The organism is Candidatus Stoquefichus sp. SB1 (assembly GCF_001244545.1).
Classification (GTDB): Bacteria; Bacillota_I; Bacilli_A; order Erysipelotrichales; family Coprobacillaceae; genus Stoquefichus.
Map to the genome: position 1 here is coordinate 826178 of NZ_LN852694.1, position 23029 is coordinate 849206.

General features: G+C 30.6%; 27 protein-coding genes. 15 read left to right on the plus strand and 12 right to left on the minus strand.

The window, feature by feature from the left end:
- The first annotated feature begins 198 nt into the window (after positions 1-198).
- Complete coding sequence (locus BN1865_RS07735; RefSeq protein WP_050636670.1) at positions 199-615, plus strand: YjdF family protein; 417 nt, start codon at positions 199-201, stop codon at positions 613-615.
- A 138-nt stretch (positions 616-753) separates the two neighbouring features.
- Positions 754-2307, plus strand: a complete 1554-nt coding sequence (locus BN1865_RS07740; RefSeq protein ID WP_050636671.1) for an ABC-F family ATP-binding cassette domain-containing protein — start codon at positions 754-756, stop codon at positions 2305-2307.
- Positions 2308-2496: 189 nt separating this feature from the next.
- Here BN1865_RS07740 and BN1865_RS07745 read toward each other — a convergent pair whose 3' ends face one another.
- From BN1865_RS07745 to BN1865_RS07770, 6 genes are all read right to left on the minus strand, one after another.
- A complete protein-coding gene (locus BN1865_RS07745) occupies positions 2497-4362 on the minus strand; it encodes a PTS beta-glucoside transporter subunit IIBCA (protein WP_050636672.1) in 1866 nt (621 codons plus the stop codon).
- 1 nt (position 4363) lies between these two features.
- The gene (locus BN1865_RS07750) at positions 4364-6028 is read right to left on the minus strand and encodes a glycoside hydrolase family 13 protein (RefSeq protein ID WP_082189927.1); all 1665 of its coding nucleotides are present in this window, start codon (positions 6026-6028) and stop codon (positions 4364-4366) included.
- A 10-nt stretch (positions 6029-6038) separates the two neighbouring features.
- Positions 6039-6866, minus strand: coding sequence for a Cof-type HAD-IIB family hydrolase (locus BN1865_RS07755; protein WP_198527254.1), 828 nt, complete (start codon positions 6864-6866; stop codon positions 6039-6041).
- 117 nt (positions 6867-6983) lie between these two features.
- Positions 6984-7730: a MurR/RpiR family transcriptional regulator gene (locus BN1865_RS07760; RefSeq protein WP_050636674.1), complete on the minus strand. Its 747-nt coding sequence runs from the start codon at positions 7728-7730 to the stop codon at positions 6984-6986.
- Positions 7727-8476 (minus strand): MurR/RpiR family transcriptional regulator, encoded by a 750-nt coding sequence (locus BN1865_RS07765; protein WP_050636675.1) that lies wholly within the window; start codon positions 8474-8476, stop codon positions 7727-7729. The genes BN1865_RS07760 and BN1865_RS07765 overlap by 4 nt, the downstream gene beginning before the upstream one ends.
- A gap of 135 nt (positions 8477-8611) precedes the next feature.
- Positions 8612-8887 (minus strand): hypothetical protein, encoded by a 276-nt coding sequence (locus BN1865_RS07770; RefSeq protein ID WP_050636676.1) that lies wholly within the window; start codon positions 8885-8887, stop codon positions 8612-8614.
- Positions 8888-9050: 163 nt separating this feature from the next.
- Here BN1865_RS07770 and BN1865_RS07775 point away from each other — a divergent pair, with 163 nt between their 5' ends.
- A complete protein-coding gene (locus BN1865_RS07775) occupies positions 9051-10310 on the plus strand; it encodes a M15 family metallopeptidase (protein WP_050636677.1) in 1260 nt (419 codons plus the stop codon).
- Between the two features lie 37 nt (positions 10311-10347).
- Positions 10348-11970, plus strand: a complete 1623-nt coding sequence (locus BN1865_RS07780) for a B12-binding domain-containing radical SAM protein (protein ID WP_050636678.1) — start codon at positions 10348-10350, stop codon at positions 11968-11970.
- Here BN1865_RS07780 and BN1865_RS17975 read toward each other — a convergent pair.
- Positions 11882-12448, minus strand: a complete 567-nt coding sequence (locus BN1865_RS17975; RefSeq protein ID WP_157844107.1) for a DUF2238 domain-containing protein — start codon at positions 12446-12448, stop codon at positions 11882-11884. The genes BN1865_RS07780 and BN1865_RS17975 overlap by 89 nt on opposite strands.
- A 52-nt stretch (positions 12449-12500) precedes the next feature.
- Here BN1865_RS17975 and BN1865_RS07785 point away from each other — a divergent pair, with 52 nt between their 5' ends.
- Complete coding sequence (locus BN1865_RS07785) at positions 12501-13025, plus strand: tRNA 5-(aminomethyl)-2-thiouridylate-methyltransferase MnmM (protein ID WP_050636679.1); 525 nt, start codon at positions 12501-12503, stop codon at positions 13023-13025.
- A 59-nt stretch (positions 13026-13084) separates the two neighbouring features.
- On the plus strand, positions 13085-13282 hold the full coding sequence (locus BN1865_RS07790; RefSeq protein ID WP_050636770.1) for an alpha/beta-type small acid-soluble spore protein: 198 nt from the start codon (positions 13085-13087) through the stop codon (positions 13280-13282).
- A 19-nt stretch (positions 13283-13301) separates the two neighbouring features.
- Here the strand turns inward: BN1865_RS07790 and brxF are convergent, their stop codons facing one another.
- A complete protein-coding gene (gene brxF / locus BN1865_RS07795; RefSeq protein WP_050636680.1) occupies positions 13302-13730 on the minus strand; it encodes a BREX-3 system P-loop-containing protein BrxF in 429 nt (142 codons plus the stop codon).
- Positions 13731-13844: 114 nt separating this feature from the next.
- Positions 13845-15254, minus strand: coding sequence for an ROK family protein (locus BN1865_RS07800; RefSeq protein WP_050636681.1), 1410 nt, complete (start codon positions 15252-15254; stop codon positions 13845-13847).
- Between the two features lie 193 nt (positions 15255-15447).
- Between BN1865_RS07800 and BN1865_RS07805 the strand changes: the two genes are divergently transcribed.
- Positions 15448-15999, plus strand: a complete 552-nt coding sequence (locus BN1865_RS07805) for a Sir2 family NAD-dependent protein deacetylase (protein ID WP_050636682.1) — start codon at positions 15448-15450, stop codon at positions 15997-15999.
- A gap of 14 nt (positions 16000-16013) precedes the next feature.
- Here the strand turns inward: BN1865_RS07805 and BN1865_RS07810 are convergent, their stop codons facing one another.
- Positions 16014-16385 (minus strand): hypothetical protein, encoded by a 372-nt coding sequence (locus BN1865_RS07810; RefSeq protein ID WP_050636683.1) that lies wholly within the window; start codon positions 16383-16385, stop codon positions 16014-16016.
- Between the two features lie 107 nt (positions 16386-16492).
- Between BN1865_RS07810 and BN1865_RS07815 the strand changes: the two genes are divergently transcribed.
- Positions 16493-17011 carry a DUF5662 family protein gene (locus BN1865_RS07815; RefSeq protein WP_050636684.1) on the plus strand — a complete coding sequence of 173 codons (519 nt, stop codon included), beginning with the start codon at positions 16493-16495 and terminating at the stop codon, positions 17009-17011.
- 7 nt (positions 17012-17018) lie between these two features.
- On the opposite strand, the gene BN1865_RS07820 is transcribed toward BN1865_RS07815, so the two are convergent.
- Positions 17019-18020 (minus strand): LacI family DNA-binding transcriptional regulator, encoded by a 1002-nt coding sequence (locus tag BN1865_RS07820; RefSeq protein ID WP_050636685.1) that lies wholly within the window; start codon positions 18018-18020, stop codon positions 17019-17021.
- A 115-nt stretch (positions 18021-18135) separates the two neighbouring features.
- On the opposite strand from BN1865_RS07820, the gene BN1865_RS07825 reads away from it, so the two are divergent.
- The 5 genes from BN1865_RS07825 to BN1865_RS07845 all read left to right on the plus strand — a co-directional run bounded on the left by BN1865_RS07825 (position 18136) and on the right by BN1865_RS07845 (position 21328).
- The gene (locus BN1865_RS07825) at positions 18136-19146 is read left to right on the plus strand and encodes a D-alanyl-D-alanine carboxypeptidase family protein (protein ID WP_050636686.1); all 1011 of its coding nucleotides are present in this window, start codon (positions 18136-18138) and stop codon (positions 19144-19146) included.
- Complete coding sequence (locus BN1865_RS07830) at positions 19139-19708, plus strand: hypothetical protein (protein ID WP_050636687.1); 570 nt, start codon at positions 19139-19141, stop codon at positions 19706-19708. The genes BN1865_RS07825 and BN1865_RS07830 overlap by 8 nt, the downstream gene beginning before the upstream one ends.
- Positions 19701-20210 (plus strand): spore maturation protein B, encoded by a 510-nt coding sequence (locus BN1865_RS07835; protein ID WP_050636688.1) that lies wholly within the window; start codon positions 19701-19703, stop codon positions 20208-20210. Before BN1865_RS07830 ends, BN1865_RS07835 begins: the two co-directional genes overlap by 8 nt.
- Positions 20211-20253: 43 nt before the next feature.
- Positions 20254-20997 carry a pseudouridine synthase gene (locus tag BN1865_RS07840; protein WP_050636689.1) on the plus strand — a complete coding sequence of 248 codons (744 nt, stop codon included), beginning with the start codon at positions 20254-20256 and terminating at the stop codon, positions 20995-20997.
- Between the two features lie 118 nt (positions 20998-21115).
- Positions 21116-21328 (plus strand): hypothetical protein, encoded by a 213-nt coding sequence (locus BN1865_RS07845; RefSeq protein WP_050636690.1) that lies wholly within the window; start codon positions 21116-21118, stop codon positions 21326-21328.
- A 29-nt stretch (positions 21329-21357) separates the two neighbouring features.
- On the opposite strand, the gene BN1865_RS07850 is transcribed toward BN1865_RS07845, so the two are convergent.
- Positions 21358-21540, minus strand: a complete 183-nt coding sequence (locus BN1865_RS07850; protein ID WP_050636691.1) for a ferredoxin — start codon at positions 21538-21540, stop codon at positions 21358-21360.
- A 111-nt stretch (positions 21541-21651) separates the two neighbouring features.
- On the opposite strand from BN1865_RS07850, the gene BN1865_RS07855 reads away from it, so the two are divergent.
- Together BN1865_RS07855 and cmk are read left to right on the plus strand one after the other, a co-directional pair.
- Entirely contained in the window at positions 21652-22314 is a 663-nt protein-coding gene (locus BN1865_RS07855; RefSeq protein ID WP_050636692.1) for a hypothetical protein, read from the plus strand.
- 39 nt (positions 22315-22353) lie between these two features.
- On the plus strand, positions 22354-23013 hold the full coding sequence (gene cmk, locus BN1865_RS07860; RefSeq protein WP_050636693.1) for a (d)CMP kinase: 660 nt from the start codon (positions 22354-22356) through the stop codon (positions 23011-23013).
- Positions 23014-23029 lie beyond the last annotated feature (16 nt).

Here is a 23029-nt window from a genome sequence, read left to right on the forward strand (position 1 = left end):
GATATAATATTGTATATAAATAGTTGAATTGAAATGTTGAAAATGATTGAAAACCATTTCCTTTCCTGTGTATAATAAAAAAGCAAAGATAAAAACACATTGAGAATCCGTTGGTAGTCGGATCACTGCTTGCAGTCAGTAACCTTCCTCCTTGGTCGTCCGTTCTTTGTGAAATACTAGTACAAAGGAGGGAATATTATGGATAAAATATCATTGCAATTGACTGTATATTTTGAAAATCCATTTTGGATGGGAATGTTTGAGTTGGTTGATCAATCTCAACTACAGGTCAGCCGTATTATATTTGGCAAAGAACCTATGAATGAAGACATTCTTCAAGCAATCTATAATCAATTTTGTCAATTGAAATTAAGTCCAGCTGTTGAAGTCAAAAACAAACCAAAACATATTTCTTATAAACGTTTGCAACGAGATGTTAAAAAACAACTTCAGCAACAAGGTGTAGGAACAAAATCTCAGATTGCATTAAAAATGCAGTATGAAGTTTCTAAACAAGAACATCTTGTTGAACGAAAAAAACGTTTAGAAAAAGAAAAACAAATGAAGTTTGTTTTGAAACAACAAAAGAAAAAAGAAAAGCATAGGGGACATTAGTTCCTTATGTTTTCTTATCAATAAAATAGTGATTTATGATTCATAAAGAAATGATTGAAATTAAGAATCATTATTGTATAATAGAAGTACTTTAAAGGAAGAAATGACTTCCTTTTCTTATGAGAAAAGAGGGATTTTATGAGTATACTAAATGTTGAACATGTGAGTCATGATTTTGGTGGAAGAACAATATTAGAAGATGCAAGTTTTCGTTTACTTAATGGTGAACATATTGGGCTTGTAGGGGCCAATGGAGAAGGAAAAACGACTTTTTTAAATATAATTACAGGGAAATTAACACCTGATGAAGGGAAAATTGAATGGTGTAAAAGAATTACAACAGGCTATTTAGATCAACATACAACCTTACAGCCTGGACAAACAATCTATGAAGTCTTACAAAATGCTTTTCAACATTATTTTGATTTAGAACAAGAAATGTTGTCACTATATGAAGAGATGTCAACTGCTGATGCCAAGAAAATGACACAACTTATGGAAGATGTGGGAGAAATACAAGATATATTGGAACATGGTGGTTTTTACACAATTGATGTTAAGATCAAAGAGATTGCTGGTGGTTTAGGATTAAATGAAATAGGACTGGATAAAAAAGTTGATGAATTATCAGGTGGTCAACGTTCTAAAGTTTTATTAACAAAATTATTATTAGAAAATCCTATGATTCTTATTTTAGATGAACCAACCAACTATTTAGATGAACATCATATTCAATGGTTAACAAATTTCTTAATTCAATATGAAAATGCTTTTATATTAGTCAGTCATGATACAACCTTTTTAAATCAAGTCATTAATGTCATTTATCATTTGGATAATGGAGAACTAACAAGATACAAAGGGGATTATGATTATTATTTACAACAATCTGAATTAAAGAAAAAACAACAGGAAAATGCATATCAGAAACAACAAAAAGAAATTGCTGAATTAGAAGATTTTATTGCGAGAAATAAAGCTCGAGTTGCAACGCGTAATATGGCTCATTCAAGACAGAAGAAATTAGATAAAATGGATATTATCAACAAACCAAAAGAAAAAATCAAACCTACTTTTTCTTTCTTAGAAGCCAGAACACCAGGTAAAGTTTTATTTGAATGTCAGGATCTCGTGATTGGTTATGATTCACCTTTAACTCAACCTATGAATATCATTTTTGAGCGTTCTCAAAAAGTGGCAATTAAAGGGGTCAATGGATTAGGGAAAACGACTTTATTAAAAACGCTCATTGGAATGCTTAAACCCTATAGTGGGACAGTTATTAAAGATCAGTTTGTAGAAATTGGCTTTTTCAAACAAGAAGAAGCAGCATTGAAAAAAACAGCTCTTGATTATATCTGGGATGAGTTTCCTGATCGTACAAATGGTGAGATTCGTGGTATGTTAGCAAAATGTGGTTTAACAACAGATCATATTGAATCGCTGATGATGGTCTTATCAGGTGGAGAAAATGCCAAGGCAAGGCTATGTAAGATTATGAATCGTGAAGCAAATGTTTTGGTACTTGATGAGCCTACGAATCATTTAGATGTTGATGCTAAAGAATCATTACAAGACGCTTTAAAAGCATTCAAAGGGGCTGTTATTCTTGTCAGCCATGAACCGGATTTTTATCTGCCAATTGTTGATAAGGTCATTAATTTAGAAGAATGTTCAACGAAGATTATTTAAAGATGATTTCTATAAATCATCTTTTTTTGTTATTTAAAATATAAACAGTCACTTAACATCGATAAAATTTTTACATGTTTTAATGAAACAATATTTGAATTTATTCTAAAAAAACTATAAATCAAATTCTTCTACAGATTATTCTGTTAAGGAGAAAATGAGATATAGTTTTATGATAAGTAAGGAGAGTTATTGGAAATTTAACAATTCTCCAGTATTGATATGTTTTCCATTATCTAAAAGATGAACGGCTTGCCCATCAGTAAAGAGAACCATAGTCATTGTTGATTTTCCTTGAGCATGTATTTTCTCTAGATCAACATAAACCAAGACATCTCCTTGCTTGACCATATCACCTTGTTTCACCATGACATCAAATCCTTCACCATTTAATGCTACAGTATCAATGCCAACATGAATAAGAACTTCACCTTTTTCATTATGAATACCAAATGCATGACCACTAGGGAATACAGTTTCTAAATAACCTGATATGGGTGCTACAATTTTTCCATCTGTAATATCAATTGCAAAACCATCACCTAATAGTTTTTTTGCGAAAGTTTCATCAGGGACATCTTCTAAAGCGATAATCTGTCCTTGTGCAGGTGAAATGAATTTTTCATTGGAAACATTTATTTCGTTCATGTTTTCAACAATAGCTTCTTTTGGAATCCCAAATAAGTAAGTCACAATAAAGCAAAATGCAACAACAAAAATAGAAACAAAGAAATAAATAAGTAATTGGTATCCTTCATAAATATACATCAGATATGATGGTAAAACTGCTAAACCATATGAGTTAGATTGAATATGAAAAATAGATAAAAGGGCAGCACCTAAACCAGAAGATAAACACATAATAATGAGTGGTTTTAAGTTATATCGTAATTGAATCCCAAATAAAACAGGTTCACTAATTCCAAATAATTGTGATAACATAGCGCCAATCGCTGTTTGTTTGACTTTTTGAATTTTAGATTTTTTGATAAATGCCAAGCATGTTCCTAAGTTTGCAAAACCATACATAGCACATAGTGTTATCAAAGCATTAAATCCAGTATTTGCTAGTAAAGACGTTTCAATCATCACATAAGTATGATGTAATCCTGTAATAACGGTTAATGGATAAGTAAAACCGATTAAGAAGCCACCTAATCCAAATGGTAAATCGATTAATAAACGGATAATATCAACCATCTTTAATTCTATAGTATGCATTATTGGACCAACACCTAATAAAATAACAAGCATTGTGATTAACATAACAAAGAAAGGTGTAAAGATTAAATCTAAAACATTAGGCATGTGCTGACGAAACCATTTTTCAATGTTTGCACCAATAAGTGCAGTCACAATAGCCGTTAAAACACTTCCTTGACAGCCAACAATCGGAATAAAACCAAATGCCATAATTGCATCAACACCACTATTAGGATCAGCGACAGAATAAGCGTTTGGTAAAATGGGTGAAACAAGCATTAATCCAATGACCAATCCAATGACAGGTGTTCCCCCAAACACCTTAAAGGCTGACCAAACAATAATAGCAGGTAAAAAGGCAAACGCCGTTTCCGTTAAAACAGAGACAAGTGTTGTCACATAGACTGGAATATCTGCTGCAGACATGCCAAACAAAGAGAGCACACTGTCATTAAACAAACATCCTTTTAATCCTAAAAATAATCCGGTTGCAGCAATGACAGGGATAATTGGAACAAAGATATCAGCTAAAATACGCATGATTTTTTTCATTCCTTTTTCATTGTCTTTGACAATTTCATCTTGTTCTTTTTTAGATAAAGTCTTTAACCCCATCTTTTCAACTTCAGCATAGACTTTATTGACAATCCCAGTTCCTAAAATAATCTGATATTGACCAGAGGTAAAGAAAACACCTTTCACTTCATCAATGTTTTCCACTTGCTTATCATCGATGGCATCTCTATCTTTAACCATCACTCTTAATCTTGTTGCACAATGTGTCACTGACAATATATTTTCTTTTCCAATGACTTCTATAATTTGTTTTGCTATTTGTGTATATTTATCCATTTTATTCTCCCCTTACTTTTAATAAAATTGCTTGAAATGGTGCCAAATGAATTTCATCATCCCATTCAATCTGATTTAAATTATTCAATATCACATCATAATTATGTTTTTTAGGTTCTTTTCGATACAGATTTGTAAAATTATAATAACAATCAATAATCTCATCATTATAGCTTCTTCGATAAGCAATAATATCTTTATTTTGTGTTTCAATCGGTTCAATTTTTCCATAAATCAAACAATCAGAATACTGACTCTTTTGACGGAGTTTAATCATTTTTTGATAAAAACAATAAACACTATCGGCATTTTCAACTTGATTTTGAGCATTAATATCCTGATAATTATCAATCAGTTTTAACCAAGGCAAATGATCTGAAAAACCTGCATATTTTTCATGAGTCCATGGAAAAGGGGTTCTTGCATTATCACGGCTTCTTAAGTTTACAAATTCTAAAGCTTCAGCTGCACTATAGCCTTCTTCAATCGAACGATGATATTGATCAATGCTTGATAAATCATTAAAATCAGAAATATCAGTTCGTTTAAAATTTGTCATACCAAGTTCTTGTCCCTGATATATAAATGGTGTTCCTCTTAAAAAGAAATACATCGCTCCTAACATTTTGACAGCATCTGAATGTCTATCATATTGCCCAAGATATTTTGTGGTTGCTCTAGGTTGATCATGATTTTCTATAAAGTTAGCAGCCCAACCACTTTTTTGAACATACATTTGACTATCTAATATACGATTTTTTAAATCTTCAATGGTCCATGGTATTCTTTTGAACCATTCGCTTCCTGAGGCAATATCTAAATCAGCATGTTTAAAATCAAAAATCATTGAAAAGAAACCATTTTCACCAATAAAATCATCAAGCTGATCATAATGCAATCCAGCTGCTTCAGCAACTGTCATACAGTCACTTTTTTGAAAAGTCTGTTCCTTTAATTCTTTTAATAAAACTTCAATTCCAGGTTGATTTCTCACTGTTTTTGTACATTTGACAAGACCATCAACACCATCACTTTCTTGACTTTGAAAACTTAGATCTTTTTTTATAAATGTGATTGCATCAACTCTAAAACCAGCAATTCCCATTTGTGTCCATTGGTTAATCATTTGATAAAGTTCTTTTCGTAATTGTGGATTTTCCCAATTTAAATCAGGTTGTTTCTTCCCAAAGGAATGGAAATAATATTCATCACGATTTTCAACTTTTTCCCAAACACTTCCACCAAAAACTGAACGCCAATTATTAGGAATCTCTTGTCCTGTTTTAAAGATATAATAATCATGATATGGACTATCTGGATTTTTTAATGCTTCTTGAAACCAACGATGCTCATCACTTGTATGATTTAGTACTAAGTCTAGAATAATCTTCATATTTCTTTTTTTGCTTTCATCAATCAGTTCTTTTAAATCTTCCATAGTTCCAAACTCTTTAGCAACACTTAAATAATCACTAATGTCATATCCATTATCATCCATTGGAGATTGAAAAATTGGACATAGCCATAACATTGTCACACCTAAATTTTGTAAATAATCCAAGCGTGAAATGATTCCCTGTAAATCACCTATACCATCATGATTGCTATCCTGAAAACTTTTGGGATAAATCTGATAAACAACTTCTTTTTGCCACCATTTTTTCATTATATTTCACCTATATAACCTTTCTTCTTTTCAGTTCTTTATATATTCCATCATCAAAAATATCTTCACAAACTGCATCTGATACTGCTTTTAAAGATGAATGACTTTTCTTCATTGCAACTGCTAAACCTGACTCTTCAAACATCTTAATATCATTGAGTCCATCACCAAAACAGATTGTTTCTTCTTTTGAGATTCCTAAATAATGTTGTAATTTGATAACAGCATTTCCTTTATGACACCCTTGAGGTATGATTTCATAATAATACATATCCATATATTGATCACTTTGTGCTAATTCTAATTCATCCTTTAATAAGGATTTGACTTCCTGATAAATTTTAGGATGAGACCAAAGGCATATTTTATGAATCATTTGTTGGTCAAACAAATCAATATTATTTTCATAGATAATTTTTTCTTGAATAAATTGTTTGTTGATATTTTGATGATTGATTTTCTTTTGATTCATAGATTCTAATATGTCTTTAGCTAATTGGTTCATATAGACTTTTTCCTGACTTTCAATTGCAAAGGCTACGGGCTGTTCTTTTAAAAAGGAAACGACGTTCTTTGTCATATTCAAGTCAAAAGTCTGTTGAAAGAGTATGTGATCTTGATACTGGATATAATTTCCACCTCCAGCAATGTATCCATCACACTTTAAAGATAATACATCATCTTGAATCGTTCCCATACTTCTTCCTGTACATATCACAACCTGGCATTTATTTTGTTGACATAAATGAACAGCTTCTTTAAGTGAATCAGGAATTCCATAACTTTCATCACGAATTGTTCCATCTATATCTAATAATAGTAATTTATACAATTCCATCTTCCTTCCTTGCTAGCAAAGTCATCATAACATGCACAAAAAAAGACTTCAATATATCGAAGCCTTTTAAAAATGATGTGCATATATCGCACGAATTTTCAATTTATGGGAAAATGTTCACATTTCATTATACATTTTATATTTAATAAATAACAATTCTATAAGAATAAAATAAGGCGTTGTAATTTCATAATTTCGATTATGATCAATAGGCAATGATAATGACTGGATATAAAGATTTTCATCACATATTTGAGAAAGCTTATTACTGACCATCTTTGTCATAGAAACAGTATAAATTCCTTTCATTTTCATAAATATTGCTAAATCAATGACTTCTTGTGCATTGCCATGAAAAGAAATAAAGAAGATCATATCATCTGGTTGTACAAATGTTTTTAATGACTCAATCATATCATATCCATAAATATCATATATTTGTATACCTAAAGGTAAGAATATTCTTTTCATTTCCTTTGCGGCGCGACCTTGTGTATAGCCTTCGCCAAAAACAATAATCCGGTTGACCTGAGACATTTTTTCAAACAGACTCATACAATCTTTTTGATCGATATAATCAATAACTCCTTTATAACAATTCATCATATGTTCAACATTTTGAGAATCATTGATTGAAAGAGAGTCATTTAATCTTAGCATTGTTCTTAATTCACTATAGCCAGGCAATTTTAATTTTTGGGCAAATCGTGAAAGGGCACTTGTTGAGACATGGTATTTACAGGCAAATTCATCTATTGAAAGCTTTATACAATCATTTTTATGATTAAGTATTGATTCACAAATATATTTTTCATTGGCACTAAGAGTTTCATAATATTGATTCATCAGTTCTTCTAATTTCATGATAGTCTCCTTTGGTACTCAATGTAATTGACAAATAATAAATCTAATAATGCATAAAATGCCCCTACAACTTCATATGCCGCAAAATGATGTGAATTTAACTTTTGAGTTGCAACATATAAATTTTGTTCACAAAGTGTAGCAATCGTATTATTATCTAATCTTGTCATAGAGAGAGTATGAATGTAAGGATGGATATTATTAATAATGTCTATTCCTTCTGGCGTCTCACCTGAAAGTGAAATGATAATAAAGAGATCCGTTTTATTAAAGACATGTTTCAAAAATTCCACTTCTCCTGCATCAAATAAATCGATGACACATTTGTTGACTGATAAAAAAATTCTTTTCATTTCTTGAGCAATACTTTTTTGTTCATTGCCAGTTCCATATATATAAATGGTTGATGCCTGATGGATTGTTTTACAAACCGAATCAAATGATAACTTTTGTAATTCATTAATCAGCATTTGATAATTCATACAAATATCATGAAAATCATAGTGATTATCTATCTGTTTTTTGGATTCTGTTTTTAATAAATATTTTAAATCTGAGAAAGAACTCAAGCCAATTTTACGACATAGACGAAGGAGAGTTGCTCTAGAAATATGGCATTCTTCTGCTATTTTTTCACATGTTAGATAAGCATATTCTTGTTGATGAATAATGATTTGTTTTGCGACAAGTTTATCATTTTCATTTAATTGAGAATAATTTTGATTGATAAGACTTTCTAATTGCATATATTATCACCTTCTTTATATTTATTTTAATCAATATCTTCTAAAAAGAAAAGAAGTATTGAAATTGATTTAATTTTTTTAAAAATAAAAGAAAAGACCCTGTTAACAGGGTACAATTTATATCTTCCTCTTGATCTAAGCTTTTTTCTTTTTCTTGATTATCATAACGACAACAACAATGATCACAAGCATTACAGCTATACAGATACCAGTTGTTGTCCATAATTCTGGTTTAGCGAACGCTTTTGTCCACTCAGCTATTTTTCTAATCAAAATAGCAATTGCATATCCAGAAGTGGCACCACCAATAAGTCCTAAAATGACTTTAAACCATTTAGGGAAAACTTCTGTAAATAAAATTGCAGTGATTAAACAAATCAGTGCAATAAAAGCACATATGACAAAATGCATAGAGAGACCTCCTTTATATACATCATTTAAAATAACATAATTAGTAAAATAATGCAATAAAATAATGATAGCAACTTGATAATAATCATTTAATTTTTGTGTAAAATGTAGAATTATAGAAATGAATATGATAAACTATAAGGGCAAAGAAAAGAGGTAGGGTATGAGATTTAATAAAGGTAGAAGATATACATATTATAGTTCGTATTCATCTTCACGAAGAAAGAGAATACGTTGGGATAGAATTGCGATTATTGGTGTAGTGGTCGCTTTGATTATAGGAGCGCTGGTTTGGTTTAATTTGAGTCGCTTAAAGTTATTATTTAAAGGCTATTCTTTTTCACAACAAAATGAAATTTTAGCTTTAGATGGAAAACAGATAGATGAAATTTTATCACATGACAAAATGAGCCACATTGAAGATTGGATTGCTACGAGTCAAAATGTAGAATACTATGACGAATATGAAAAATACTTTTCTATTCATAAAGATTTAAAAGTGAAAGTTGTTGTGACAACAGTTGATGATATTTTTAATAATTATGTTCCTCAATTAACGGGATTAGGTTATACCAATGATCAAATCTGGCAACTTTTAAAAACAGCAAGTGCTAGTGATTTAAAATATTTATTAGACAAACAATATACATATAGTCAAATTCAACCATATATGCAAGTTAAAGGATATGTATTAACAGATATGGAAAAGTATATGCAGGTTTATGCTGAGAAGAAAAATTATAATTATGCTGTTTTAATTACAACATATCCATTTATTATTTCAGAGAACAAAGCAACTCAAACATATACTATTCAAAATCCAGATGATATTTTAACTTTGGTGAAAAAAGGTTTTCAGTTAGCAGATTCATATGTTCCGTCTGATCTTGTGAAGCCAAATATTCCTGTTGCACCTGACTGTGACAATTCAATGATGCGAAAAGAAGCAGCTGAAGCATTAGAAGAAATGTATAATGAGGCTAAGGGATTAGGATATAATTTAGTTATCAATAGTGCTTATCGTTCATACGCAGATCAAAAGAAAACTTATGATGATTATTTTAAAAGATATGATGAAGTGACAGCAGCAAGTTTAGTTGCATTACCTGGAGCAAGTGAACATCAGACAGGATTAAGTGTTGATTTAACAAGTACGAGTGTCATTCAAAAAAAGGCGAAAGGTGATGTTGCTGTCTTTGGTGATAGTGAAGAAGGAAAATGGGTCGAAAAAAATGCTTATCGTTTTGGCTTTATCTTGCGTTTTCCATTAGCTCAATCAGCTATTACAGGAATTGGTAATGAACCATGGCATTTTCGATATGTTGGAAAAGAGGCTGCCCAAAAGATTCATGACAATCATTGGTTGTTAGAAGAATATTGCTTATATGAAGGCGTTATTCCAAATATTAAAGAAAATAAATAATCTAGGGATATCCCTAGATTATTTTTAGGAGGAAAGTATGAAAACACTGATTACGACTTTAAATTCAAAATTTATTCATACATCTTTATCATTACGATTATTATATGTAGCAAGCTATAAAGATTTTGATATTGATTTTAAAGAATATACTATTAAAGATTCTTTAGAACATATTGTTTCAGATATTCTTTCTATGAATATTCAGATTTTGGCTTTTTCCTGTTATATTTGGAATATTGAATATATCCAAAAATTATGTCAAATGATAAAAAAACAAAAACCTGAAATGATTATTATTTTAGGTGGTCCAGAAGTCACTTATGAACCACAATATTTTTTAGAAACGACAGATATTGACTATGTAATTAGTGGAGAAGGGGAAAAGGTTTTTCCAATGCTGTTAAAGGCAATTGAAAATCATGAAACAGTGGATATTCCAGGTGTGAGTTATCATCAGCATATTTCATCAATCATTGCAACTGTTGATTTAGCATATGTGGAAAGTTTAGATTCACCCTATAATCTTCAACAAGATCAAAAGAATATGTCAAAACGTATTTTGTATTTTGAATCAAGTCGAGGATGTCCTTTTCAGTGTCAGTATTGCTTATCATCATTGGAACAGGGACTGAGATTTTTTAGTGAAGATTATTTAAAAAAGCAACTTGATATCATTTGTCATAGTGGAGCGAAAACAATTAAATTCTTAGATCGTAGTTTTAATGCAAATGCAAAACATGCAATCATGATATTAGATTATATTTTTAAGAATCATCAGCCTGGGCAACAGTTTCAATTTGAAATTAATGCTGATGTGCTTAACCAGAATATTATTGATTTTATTAAAATGCATGCACCTGAAGGTTTACTCAGATTTGAAGTCGGCATTCAATCAACTTATGAACCAACCAATCAAGCGGTTAAACGTATTCAAAACTTTGAACGATTAAGTGAAGTGGTTCAACAGCTCATGGCAGATGGAAAATGTGATTTACACTTAGATTTAATTGCTGGACTTCCTTATGAATCTTTTGAACGTTTTGCAAAGTCGTTTGATGATGTTTTTGCATTTCGAGCAAAAGAATTACAACTTGGTTTTTTAAAACTATTACGTGGTACATCTTTAAGAAATGATGCTTTAGAGTATGGTTATCAATATCAAAATGAACCACCTTATGAAATGATTGAAAATCATTGGTTATCACAAACTGATGTCATGAAAATTCATATGGCTGAGGATATGCTTGAAAAATATTGGAATAGTGGTCGATTTGTGAGAACTATGAATGCTATTATGGACCATCAATCCTCAGCATTTGATTTTTTCTATCAGTTAGCTTGTTTTTATCAACAACAGCATTATAAAAAAATAGGCTATCAATTAGATGAATTATTTATGTATTTAGATTCTTATTTAGGTACAAAATATCATGATCTTTTAATTCAGGATTATTTATGTCAATTTAAAGTCAAACCAAAAAGATGGTATCAGCCAACCCTATCTCCTCAACAAAGAAAACTTGTTATCAGATATTTAGTTGATCAATATCATCTTTCACAAGAAACACTCTTTAGATATGCTCTTGTTGAGAAACTTCAGCAAGGTTATCTGGTTGTGATTTATAAAGACTATCAATGTACGATGGATATTTATAAATAATGTAGGTCATCAGCAGACCTGCCAGAAAAGAAAAAATCATATCCTGCATGGTATCATGAACACCTGTTGTATAATGACGAGAAGCATCATAATTAAACAATAGTAAACCAGAATATTCAAAAACTTCCCATAAAAAAGCAATGGCTGTTTCTACACAATTTAACATTACATATAAAAGTTTTGGAAGTTGAGTCAATGGTTTTAAAAGAATGTAAGCAATAATGACAAAAATACATCCTGATAGAAAATGCATGATTTTATCATAGTAGGGTAGATTATAAAAACCACAGGTTGAACCAAGAACTTGAGTCAAATAAATATATAAAATATATTCATTGCGATATAGTGTTTCTTTGATAAAATAAAGTGGAACTAAAAGGATAATGGAAACCAATAGGTTATACTGAAAATGAAACCAAAGAGTGAAAAGTAAAGTTGTTATATAGATTGTTAATAAAATTTTATATAGTTTTTTCATATTTATATTATAGAAAATAATAAGATAAATATTCATAAAGGAGTTGAAAAAAATGCTATCGATGGTTGAATATGTTCATCAGCGAATTTTAACTTATCCATCAAATTTGATAGGTGTTGATTTTACGATGGGAAATGGACATGATACTGCATTTTTACAAGAACATTGTCGAGAAGTTTATGCTTTTGATATCCAACAAGTTGCCATTGACAATACAAAGAAAAGATTAAAATTTGTAAAGCCTGTTCATCTTATATGTGATGGACATGAACATATGTCTTTATATTTGTCGTCTTTTGATATTGGTATTTTTAATTTGGGATATTTACCTTTAGGTGATCATCAAGTGACAACGTCATTAGAGACAACAATACCAGCTATTAAGGAAGCAATTGAAAAAGTTCAGTATGTTTTATTTATTGTTGTTTATCCAGGACATGATGAAGGGAAAAAAGAAAGTTTATTCATTGATGAATATGTTCAGCATTTAGATGCTCATCAGTATCATGTATCATCGTATCGCATGCTTAATAAAAATTGTGCTCCATATGTGATTGAGATTGAGAAGAAAAAATAATTTTCATTTGAATAAAGAGAGCAAGGTTGTTGCAAAATAATCTTGAAAGAGGTGAAAATGTGAGTTCTCATTCAAAACGTTTGTTAGTACCTCAAGCTAAAGATGGTATTGATGAAATGAAGTATGAAATAGCTAATGGAGTCGATCATCAGGGAAGATGTTTAGCAGATGTTGCTGGTTCTATTGGTGGCGAAATAACAAAGCAATTAGTAACATTAGGTGAAATGCAATTGAAAAATCAAAGACCAAAAAAATAAAACAGGGAGAATCCCTGTTTTAGCATAATGTATATTTAAAATCTTCTTTTTCTACAGAGTAGATTAAATCTTCAGGTGCATCTTTACAGAAGTGGAAAAGTTGACCATCTTCAATTTTTCCATTCCAAGTTGCAACAACAATAATATCTTCACTGAGTTCTTTTAAGAAAGCAAGCAAATCAATTTGACTGTTTTTAGCATAAAGAATTTTTTTATTATCAAGCAATAAAACTTTTTGATGATATGTTGATAGGAAATTTTTCATTTCATGCATGAGTTGTTCGCTTGGGGTATTGATAAATATTTTATCAAGATCAACAATTGGAATTCCTGTTTCTTCACTATAATGACGTATCATTTTTGATTTACCGCTACCAGGCTGTCCAATAATCAGTAGCAACTTATGTTTAGCATCACTTAACTCCTCTATTCTTTGACTTATGTTCATTATTATAATCTCCTTTATGTGTATTTATGTATATATTATATCATCAATTGTAAGCGTTTTCTATCCCTATTCATATAAAATTTTTTAAAATAAAAATGTAGCATGAAAGCTACATTAATCTTGTCCTTGAATACAGAGTATCAATTGCCCTAACAATGTATATTCTTGTAGAATATCAACTTTGATAATATCTGGAATATAATGTTTTGGAAGATAACGTCCTAATTCTTTTTTGAGTTCTTCAACATCAGGAATAAGAACACAACATAAGACGATAACTTGAGGACTAATAATACTAATAATAGAAAGTATTGTCATGGTCACCAATTCTAAAGCACCTTCAGGTGTTCGGGCAAGTGCGAGACGATCATCTGAAAGGGACATAGGAAGATATTGAACCTCACCAGCAAGATGGGCTCTTCCACGAATCAATTGTCCTTTAATAATCATTCCTGCACCAGCAAGGTGATTGGTTGGTTGAAACAAGAAAGAAAGTGAATGATATTCTTTTTGAGAGGCATAATAACCTACTGCTGCCGTATTGACATCATTGCTTAAAATAAATCGAATCTGACTATAACGAGAAGATAATACATTCATGAAATCCATATCTTCTAAACCTTCTACATTAGCCGAAACAACATAACCATCATTGATAATACCTGGAGTTGAAACACCAATGATTTTAATATCAGGATGGTGGAGAATAGCAGTATCAATAATATCATAAATATCTTGAATTGTGATTTTTGGTTTAATGATTTCATTATCTAATAGAATATGATTTTTTTCATCATAAATACGATAAGCGATATGCACTCTTAAACTATTTCTAAAAATAGATAAGACTAATATTTTGGTATCGTTATGAATTGTTGTTTGTAAAGACAAAGGTTTAGATTCCGGTTCAACTTTTTGTTGTTTATTATTTAAGGCCTCTTCAATTAAATTTAATGTTTGAGCAACATCATATTTAGCAAAAATATGAGGTGGAATTTTGATGACAATTTGATTTTTAAAGATTTCCTGAGCTTTTGCATGCATGTATGAAATTTGTGGAGCAAGAATAATAACATCATAATCATGTCCAATATCAAATACTTGATTGTATCCAACGGCTCTCACTTCATAATTCAAATATAAAAGTTCACTCGCTTCATTTAATTTAGATGCAAAGTAGGATGTTGTTAATCCACCACTACAACTTAATAATATTCTTACCTTTGGTTTTTCAACCAATTGCAGAATACTTTCTATCATTTCATGAAACAATTCAATAGCATGTTTCATAGTTTTCATTTGAAAATGAAGGTAAAATTCAACTTCTTGATTGGTTGTATTTGTGACACAGAGTTCGATAATATTTAAAGGATTGAAAGTGATTTGGCTATAACTGTAGTCAGTATGAATAACGATAACATTATCCTGCTGTTCATCAAGATGAATCTGGTAATCTTTTTGATCTTGAATAAGAATCCATTCTTTAAATATAAGTGTATTGATATCTCTTAAAAACTCATCCATAATTTCCACCTCTTTGTTTTCATTATAAGATGATTATTATGAAAATCTACTTTTTTTACCAAATTGGAAAAACTTTTTCAAAATAGAAATCATTAAATCACAAATACTGATAATTTCTTTTGTATTCATTATAAAAAAATATGTTTTTAAAGACTGTTTATAGTATAATATATAAATATAGGAGAGTGACAAGATGAAAGTAATAGCTTTTACAGGAGCTGGAATATCTAAGCAATCTCATATTCCAACCTTTATGGAACGACCAGATGTCAGAGAAAAACTATTTAGGGATTATGCTAATACACATCATGAAGAATATAATGAAGTCATTAAACAACTCAAAGCCAATATGAATGGTGCAAAACCAAATGATGCACATATTGCTTTGGCTGAATACAATATTCCAGTTATTACGATGAATATTGATGGTTTACATCAATTAGCAGGAACAGATGCATTAGAGTTACATGGTGGACTTCCTGAAGATGATGAAATGGACATGGCTTATTCTTTATATAATAAGCCAGTATTATATGGTGATCCTGCACCAAATTATCAAAGAGCTTATGCAATGGTATATGGATTACAGCCAGGAGATGTTTTGCTGGTGATTGGATGTTCGTTTCACACCGCGATTGCTGTTGATTTAAGGGAAGTTGCAAAGAGTCGAGGGGCAAGAATTATTGAAATACAAGAAGATGCAGCTCATAATGTCAGAAAAGTATTAGAAGAATTGTTAAAATAAAAATCAAGGTTGTATTAAACCTTGATTTTTTGGTCATGTAATAATCTATCTCTTTTTTCTTTGTAATGCTGTAATTGTCCTAGAATTTGTTTGCGTGTTTGTGAAGTAATATATTCTGCACTAATAATGGATGTAATCATTGCAAGTAGGACAGAAACTGGCATTAAATACACAAAGAACATATCTTTCGTTAAATAAAATAAGATTAACAAAATCACTGCAAAAATGATAGATTTCTTTAAGTTTCTTTTTCCCAAGAAAAGATTATACATTTCTTTTCTTAAGTTTTGGTATGTCTCTTGTAAAGCGGATATGATTTCTGAACATTTTTCAATGGTCAATTCATAATCATTAATATTCGTATGGACATCAACTTTAATAGGCATTTTCGCACCTCCTTATGCATATCCGCACCTATTATATCACGCTTTTCAAAAAAAGAAAGAGATTTACTATAAATATAATTAGGTGTATACTATTTTGTGGTGAGATTATGAAAGCTATACAACATTTTAAAACAATAACAAAACATAAAATAAAAGTGATGCAACTATGTTTTCGCATAGGGCTTTATAAACAAGGCTTATTACATGATATGTCAAAATATTCACCTTGTGAATTTTTAACAGGTGTTCACTACTATCAGGGAGATAAATCTCCAAATTCAGCACAACGTGAGGAAGAAGGCTATTCGATTGCCTGGCTTCATCATAAAGGCCGCAATAAACATCATTGGGAATTTTGGGTTGATTTTACACGACAAGGATTAGCGCCTGCTAAAATGCCAACTCGTTATGTCCTAGAAATGTTTTGTGATCGCATTGCAGCCAGCATGACTTATCAAGGGAAACGTTATCAAGATACTTTTCCACTTGCCTATTATGAAAGAGGAAAGCATACATATATTATGCATCCGCAGTCACGAGCATTGTTAGAAGATTTATTGATCCATCTTCATGATAATGGATTAGATGCTACAATCGATTATATTAATACTTATATTCAAAAATGAGACCTAATCAAAGGTCTCTTTTTTGACATGATTCACGTTCAATTAAGAAGCAAGGCATTTGAATACGTACTGGTGAAATATTTTCGTTTCGTTGAAATGCATCATATATCATTCTTGCCCCCATATATCCCATATCAAAAGTTGGAGCAAAGATTGTTGTTAATGGTGGTGAGGTATAATTTGCTGTATTGATATTATCAAAACCAATAATTGAAATATCTTCTGGAATCCGTATACCATTTTGATTTAAGGCACGCATTGCACCAATCGCAATGGGATCACTTGCTGCAAAAAGAGCAGAAGGAATCTTATTTTTCTGAATCAGCTCACTCATCATGTTAAAGCCTGATTCTATTGAAAAAGCATCTTCTATAATATAATCTTGAAAATCAATATGTTCTTCTTCACAAAAACGTATAAAATATTTTTTACGAACATCAGGATACAGTTCTTGACCAGTATATTCGAGTCCTCCTAAATAGCCGATTGTTCGATGCTGTAATTGAGAAAGATATTGAATCACTGATTTCATTGCATTTTTAAAATCTAAGACAATACTACATTCATGAATAGGATCAATATTCATATCTAAATAAATTAAATTTGGACATAAATTTCGAAAAGTATCCATATCCTCATGACTATATTTACCAATACAGATTAAACCTTCAACCCCTTCTAAAGAAGCAAGATAATCTATATCAGTTTGAAATGCTCTTTTAATAGCAATTTTATTTTGAAAACAGAATTCTTCAACCCCTTGTCTAATCGATAAATAATAAGGATCCTCAGTTTCCTGAATAGGTGAAAACCATTGGATAATTCCAACGCTCATGACATTGTCATCGAATTTCTTTTTTTTCTTTTGATAACCTAGTTCTTGTGCGGCATGAAAAACACGCTGTTTTGTTTCAAGTGGGACATTGAGCGTAGGGTCATTGTTTAAGATTCTTGAAACACTAGCACTTGAGACACCTGCCAGTTTAGCAATATCTTTGAGTGTTGCCATATCATCACTTCCTTTTGATTCATTCTATCATTTAGTAAAATTAAAATCAATATTTACTAAAAAAATAAGCAATCATAAGATTTCATTTCTTTCATATAATGCGTTAGGTGATATTATGAAAAAATGGTTAAGTGTACTTTGTTTTTTATTATGTTTAACACCCGTTAAAGCAGTCAATTTTCAAGGAAAAGCATATATCGTGATGGATTCTTATAATCAAACTGTTTTAGAGGGACAAAATCAAAATGCGGTTCAAAGTGTAGCATCAATATCTAAAATTATGACAGCCATTGTTGCTATTGAAAATGGACAACTTGATGATGAATATGAAATTGGTGAAGAAGTGAATGAGGCTTGGGGAAGTGGGGTCTATATACATATTGGAGACCGCATTAATTTAAGAGATCTTTTACATGGATTGCTATTAAGAAGTGGCAATGATGCTGCTAATGTCATTGCCAAGAATATTGGTGGGGATATTGAAACTTTTGTGAAAATGATGAATGAAAAAGCTCAGGAATTAAAAATGACACAATCTCATTTTTCTAATCCAACAGGATTAGATGAAGAAGATGATGGTAATCAATCAACTGTTTATGATATGGCATTATTAATGTCTTATTGTTCACAAAATCCTATTTTTAATGATATTGTCATGAAAGAAACGTATTTGCGTGAAGATGGGGGAGGGACTTGGCATAATAAGAATCGTTTATTGAATGAATACGAATATTGCGTGGGTGGTAAAACGGGTTTTACCAAAAAAGCCAAGCGAACATTAGTAACACGAGCAGTTAAAAATGATATTTCATTGATTATTGTGACATTTAATTGTGGTAATGATTTTGAATTTCATAAAGATAAATATGAAGAATGTTTTGAAAAATATCAAAACATTCTGGTATTACCTAAAGGAATCTATCAGTATCATGGACATTCATTTTTAATTGATCAAGATTTGTATTATTGTGGTAATGAAGCTGTGAAAGCTTCAATGATTGGCAATCAGGATTCATTAAAAGTATATGTATCAAAACAGCAAATCTATGAGGTAAAAAAAGAAGCAGGGTTACAGACAATCTTAAGATATTGGATGATTTTATTAGGAGAATTTGTCAATGGCTAAAGTATGGAAATGGAGCGTTGTTATTTTTTTGTTGACGGGTTTATTGTTGCATCATGAAGAAGATATGATGAATGCTATGATGGAGACACCTTATTTGGTATTTGATTTAGTGACAACAGTGATTTTATCAGCATGTCTGTGGGGTGGCTTTTTAAATATTATTGAAAAAACAGGATTTATGAATTATTTATCGTTTTTATTAAAACCTCTATTACGTTTGATTTATGGTCCCATTTTAGACCAAGAAAATGTATATGCCTATTTATCTTCTAATGTCGTTGCTAATTTACTAGGTCTAGGTTCTTTAGCAACTTTGAGTGGAATCAAGGCGTTTCAAAGATTAAATGAACTCAATAGACTATCCAATCGTCCTAGTCGAGAAATGTTAACATTAGTGATTGTTAATACAGCTGGTTTATGTTTGTTTCCATCTTCACTGATTATGTTAAGAAAGCAAATGGGTTCAACTGATATTTATGCATTTTATCCTTATATGTTATTGATTGCTGTGACAATTATTATAATAGGTCTTATTGTACAAAGGGTGATTGATCATGAATAAGGTTATTATTATATTTTTGCTTATAGTCTTTATTGATGGACTTATCAAAAAATGTCATCTTTTTGAATTGTTTATTGACGGAGTCAAAGATGCTCTTACATTGATTAAACCAATTTTTACAACTTTGATGGCCTTTATGTTATTTGTACAATTATTAAGAAGTAGTGGATGTATTGATGTTTTAAGTGCATTATTTCAACCGATTATTCAAACCCTTCAAATTCCTATAGATATTTTTGTTTTAGGACTATTGCGTCCAATTAGTGCAAATGCTTCGCTTTCTTTTTTATATTCTTTTTATGAAGTTTTTGGGGTTGATCATCCTTTAAGTTTATTAGCAACATTGATTCAAAGTGGAAGTGATACAACAATGTATGTTGTCGCTTTATATTTTTCTTCTATTCAAATGAAAAAAACAAGTTATGCTTTATGGGTAGGCTTATTAATGGATTTTTTATCCGTTCTTTTTGCAATCACAATATATTTAAAAATGTTTGTGTAATTTTTAAATATGTGTATAATGAATGAAGAAAGGACGTGAGACTATGGAAAGACTACAAAAAGCAATAGCAGCGAGTGGATATACATCACGCAGAAAAGCGGAAGATCTTATTCGTCAAGGGAGAGTCAAAGTCAATGGTGAAGTCGTAAGTGAGCTAGGGTTTAAGGTGAAACAAGGTGATCTTATTATGGTGGATGACAAAGCATTAGAAGGAGAAAATAAAGTTTATTATTTATTTTATAAACCTCAAGGATGCATTTGTACACTCAGTGATGAGTTGGGTCGGCCAACAGTTATTGATTATTTTAATGATGTATCAGAACGTATTTATCCAGTTGGACGTTTAGATTATGATACAACAGGTGTTTTACTAATGAGTAATGATGGGGAGTTTGCTAATTTAATGATGCATCCTTCATCACATTTAGAAAAGGTTTATGAAGTGACAATCACTGGACTGGTAACTGGTGAAACATTAAATAAGTTAGAAAAAGGTATTTATTTGGAAGGTGTCAAAACATTACCATGTAAAATTAGAGTTGTTGGAAAAGATGTTGAACATAAAACAACAATGTTAATGATAAAATTAGTAGAAGGTAAAAATCGTCAGGTCAAGAAAATGTTTGAATCAATGGGACATCGTGTTAAAAGATTACACCGTATTTCTGTTGGAAATATTCAATTAAAAGGATTGAGACCAGGAGAATACCGAAGATTAAAACCACAAGAAGTCAAAGAACTTAAGAATATGGCATTGGCTAAAAAACAGAACTATCATAAAAAATAATTGTTTCAAAAAGGAATATCATGATAGGAATATTCCTTTTTTGTAGGAATTTGTATGATGAAGTTTATTGAAGAGAAATAAGAAGTGGTTATAATTGTAAACAAGGAGGTAAAAAAATATGCGAAGTGTAGTTTTAGATCAGGAAAAAGCAAATATGTGTGGGATTTGTGGTGCTCAGGAGCCATTTATAGAATATAAAGAGTTAGAAGACGTTCACTTTATTTGGTGCAATAAATGTCACACCATTACTTTTTTTAGACAACCTCAAAGTGATGATAAAAAAAGAATGATTGAAAATGAAATGAATTTTTATAAATCAAGTTCAAAATAAAAAAAGATCTCATCGCGAGATCTTTTTGACTATTCATTAACGATAGCAGCAACTGGACAAGATTCCATAGCTTCTTTAGCAGAATCTTCTAATTCAGCAGGGACTTCACCAATAATGTTTTCTGCTAATCCATCACCATTTAAATCAAAAACTTCTGGACATACAGCTGTACAAGCACCGCATCCAATACAATTTTCATTAACTTTATACATTTTTTTATTCCTCCTATTCAATATACCTCTATTATAAACTAAATATAATTATTTTTAAAGATTATTTTATAATTTTTGTAGTTATGTTATAATGAGAACGGTGATGAAAAGGTGGAAAAGCAAACAAGAATTAATAAATATAAAGAATTAAGAGATGAAATGAAAGAAGAAGTGGCTATTGATCATCATGTTGTGAAGTCAACAGATGAAAGTGATGATGATTTTTTAGCATTTTTACCAAAGGATGAAAAGCCAAGTATTGATGATACATTGATTGAACCACTTTCTTATGAAACACTTAAAAAAGATAATGAAGAAGTGAAGATGGCTTTAAATCAAGCAAAAGTGAATGTAGGTAAAGAACAATACAATACTCGTTTAGATATTCTTAATAAAATTAAACAGGAAGAAGACCATATTCCAACTCATTCTTATGATGAGACAGAAGAATATACATTGCATGAAGAACCACATAAGAAGATGTCTTTGTTAGAAAAATTAGCAGCAATGTCTCCAGAAGAAGATGCTGAAGAACTCAAAAAATTTGAAGAAGATTTAACGGTTGCTGATTTAATGCATGAACAGAAGAAACATAAAAAACAAAAAACACGTTCAAAAGAAGTTGTTCATCCAAAAGAACCTGAACCAGATATTGAAGAGGAAGACGTGGAAGAAGAAAGCAAAGTAGTCACAATTTTAAATTATGTTATTATTGTGTTTATTGTTATTTTTATCGTGTTGGCGTTTTTTATTGTTAAACAATTATTGTTTTAAAACTAAGGGGTAACCTTAGTTTTTTAAGGAGGATACATAATGAAAAAAATTTCAATTGCAATTGATGGACCAGCTGCAGCAGGTAAATCAACAATTGCTAAAATGGTTGCAAAAAATTTAAATTATACTTATATTGATACCGGTGCGATGTATCGATGCGTGGCTTATTATGCTATGAAAAATCATATTGATTTTGAAGATGAGACTGGCATTGGAGAATTATTAAAGAACATGGATATTCAAATGTTACCAGATGGAACAGTTCATTTAAATCATGAAGATGTTACAACTTATATACGAGAAAATGAAGTTTCTATGGGAGCAAGTATTGTCTCAAAATACGCTGCAGTTAGAACTTTCTTGGTCGATAAGCAACGTCAAATGGCTCAAGGTGGCGGTGTGATTTTAGATGGGCGTGATATTGGAACAGTTGTTTTAAAGGATGCAGAATTAAAGATTTATCAAATAGCAAGTATTGAATGTCGTGCAATGCGTAGACATAAAGAGAATATAGAAAGAGGATTAGATTCTGATTTAGAGGCTATCAAAGCCGAAATTGCTCAGCGTGATGAGCAGGATATGAATCGTGCAATATCTCCACTTAAAAAGGCTGATGATGCAGTTGAAATTGACACATCAGATATGTCTTTAGATGAAGTTGTGGCACATGTCATGGATTTGGTTGCACAAAGAGTATAGTGAAAGGAAGTGGAAG

Bases quoted from the DNA above. Each gene is read 5' to 3' on its own strand.
- BN1865_RS07735 (WP_050636670.1), top strand. From the start codon at position 199: ATGGATAAAATATCATTGCAATTGACTGTATATTTTGAAAATCCATTT.
- BN1865_RS07740 (WP_050636671.1), top strand. From the start codon at position 754: ATGAGTATACTAAATGTTGAACATGTGAGTCATGATTTTGGTGGAAGA.
- BN1865_RS07745 (WP_050636672.1), bottom strand. From the start codon at position 4,362: ATGGATAAATATACACAAATAGCAAAACAAATTATAGAAGTCATTGGA.
- BN1865_RS07750 (WP_082189927.1), bottom strand. From the start codon at position 6,028: ATGAAAAAATGGTGGCAAAAAGAAGTTGTTTATCAGATTTATCCCAAA.
- BN1865_RS07755 (WP_198527254.1), bottom strand. From the start codon at position 6,866: ATGGAATTGTATAAATTACTATTATTAGATATAGATGGAACAATTCGT.
- BN1865_RS07760 (WP_050636674.1), bottom strand. From the start codon at position 7,730: ATGAAATTAGAAGAACTGATGAATCAATATTATGAAACTCTTAGTGCC.
- BN1865_RS07765 (WP_050636675.1), bottom strand. From the start codon at position 8,476: ATGCAATTAGAAAGTCTTATCAATCAAAATTATTCTCAATTAAATGAA.
- BN1865_RS07770 (WP_050636676.1), bottom strand. From the start codon at position 8,887: ATGCATTTTGTCATATGTGCTTTTATTGCACTGATTTGTTTAATCACT.
- BN1865_RS07775 (WP_050636677.1), top strand. From the start codon at position 9,051: ATGAGATTTAATAAAGGTAGAAGATATACATATTATAGTTCGTATTCA.
- BN1865_RS07780 (WP_050636678.1), top strand. From the start codon at position 10,348: ATGAAAACACTGATTACGACTTTAAATTCAAAATTTATTCATACATCT.
- BN1865_RS17975 (WP_157844107.1), bottom strand. From the start codon at position 12,448: ATGAAAAAACTATATAAAATTTTATTAACAATCTATATAACAACTTTA.
- BN1865_RS07785 (WP_050636679.1), top strand. From the start codon at position 12,501: ATGCTATCGATGGTTGAATATGTTCATCAGCGAATTTTAACTTATCCA.
- brxF (WP_050636680.1), bottom strand. From the start codon at position 13,730: ATGAACATAAGTCAAAGAATAGAGGAGTTAAGTGATGCTAAACATAAG.
- BN1865_RS07800 (WP_050636681.1), bottom strand. From the start codon at position 15,254: ATGGATGAGTTTTTAAGAGATATCAATACACTTATATTTAAAGAATGG.
- BN1865_RS07805 (WP_050636682.1), top strand. From the start codon at position 15,448: ATGAAAGTAATAGCTTTTACAGGAGCTGGAATATCTAAGCAATCTCAT.
- BN1865_RS07810 (WP_050636683.1), bottom strand. From the start codon at position 16,385: ATGCCTATTAAAGTTGATGTCCATACGAATATTAATGATTATGAATTG.
- BN1865_RS07815 (WP_050636684.1), top strand. From the start codon at position 16,493: ATGAAAGCTATACAACATTTTAAAACAATAACAAAACATAAAATAAAA.
- BN1865_RS07820 (WP_050636685.1), bottom strand. From the start codon at position 18,020: ATGGCAACACTCAAAGATATTGCTAAACTGGCAGGTGTCTCAAGTGCT.
- BN1865_RS07825 (WP_050636686.1), top strand. From the start codon at position 18,136: ATGAAAAAATGGTTAAGTGTACTTTGTTTTTTATTATGTTTAACACCC.
- BN1865_RS07830 (WP_050636687.1), top strand. From the start codon at position 19,139: ATGGCTAAAGTATGGAAATGGAGCGTTGTTATTTTTTTGTTGACGGGT.
- BN1865_RS07835 (WP_050636688.1), top strand. From the start codon at position 19,701: ATGAATAAGGTTATTATTATATTTTTGCTTATAGTCTTTATTGATGGA.
- BN1865_RS07840 (WP_050636689.1), top strand. From the start codon at position 20,254: ATGGAAAGACTACAAAAAGCAATAGCAGCGAGTGGATATACATCACGC.
- BN1865_RS07845 (WP_050636690.1), top strand. From the start codon at position 21,116: ATGCGAAGTGTAGTTTTAGATCAGGAAAAAGCAAATATGTGTGGGATT.
- BN1865_RS07850 (WP_050636691.1), bottom strand. From the start codon at position 21,540: ATGTATAAAGTTAATGAAAATTGTATTGGATGCGGTGCTTGTACAGCT.
- cmk (WP_050636693.1), top strand. From the start codon at position 22,354: ATGAAAAAAATTTCAATTGCAATTGATGGACCAGCTGCAGCAGGTAAA.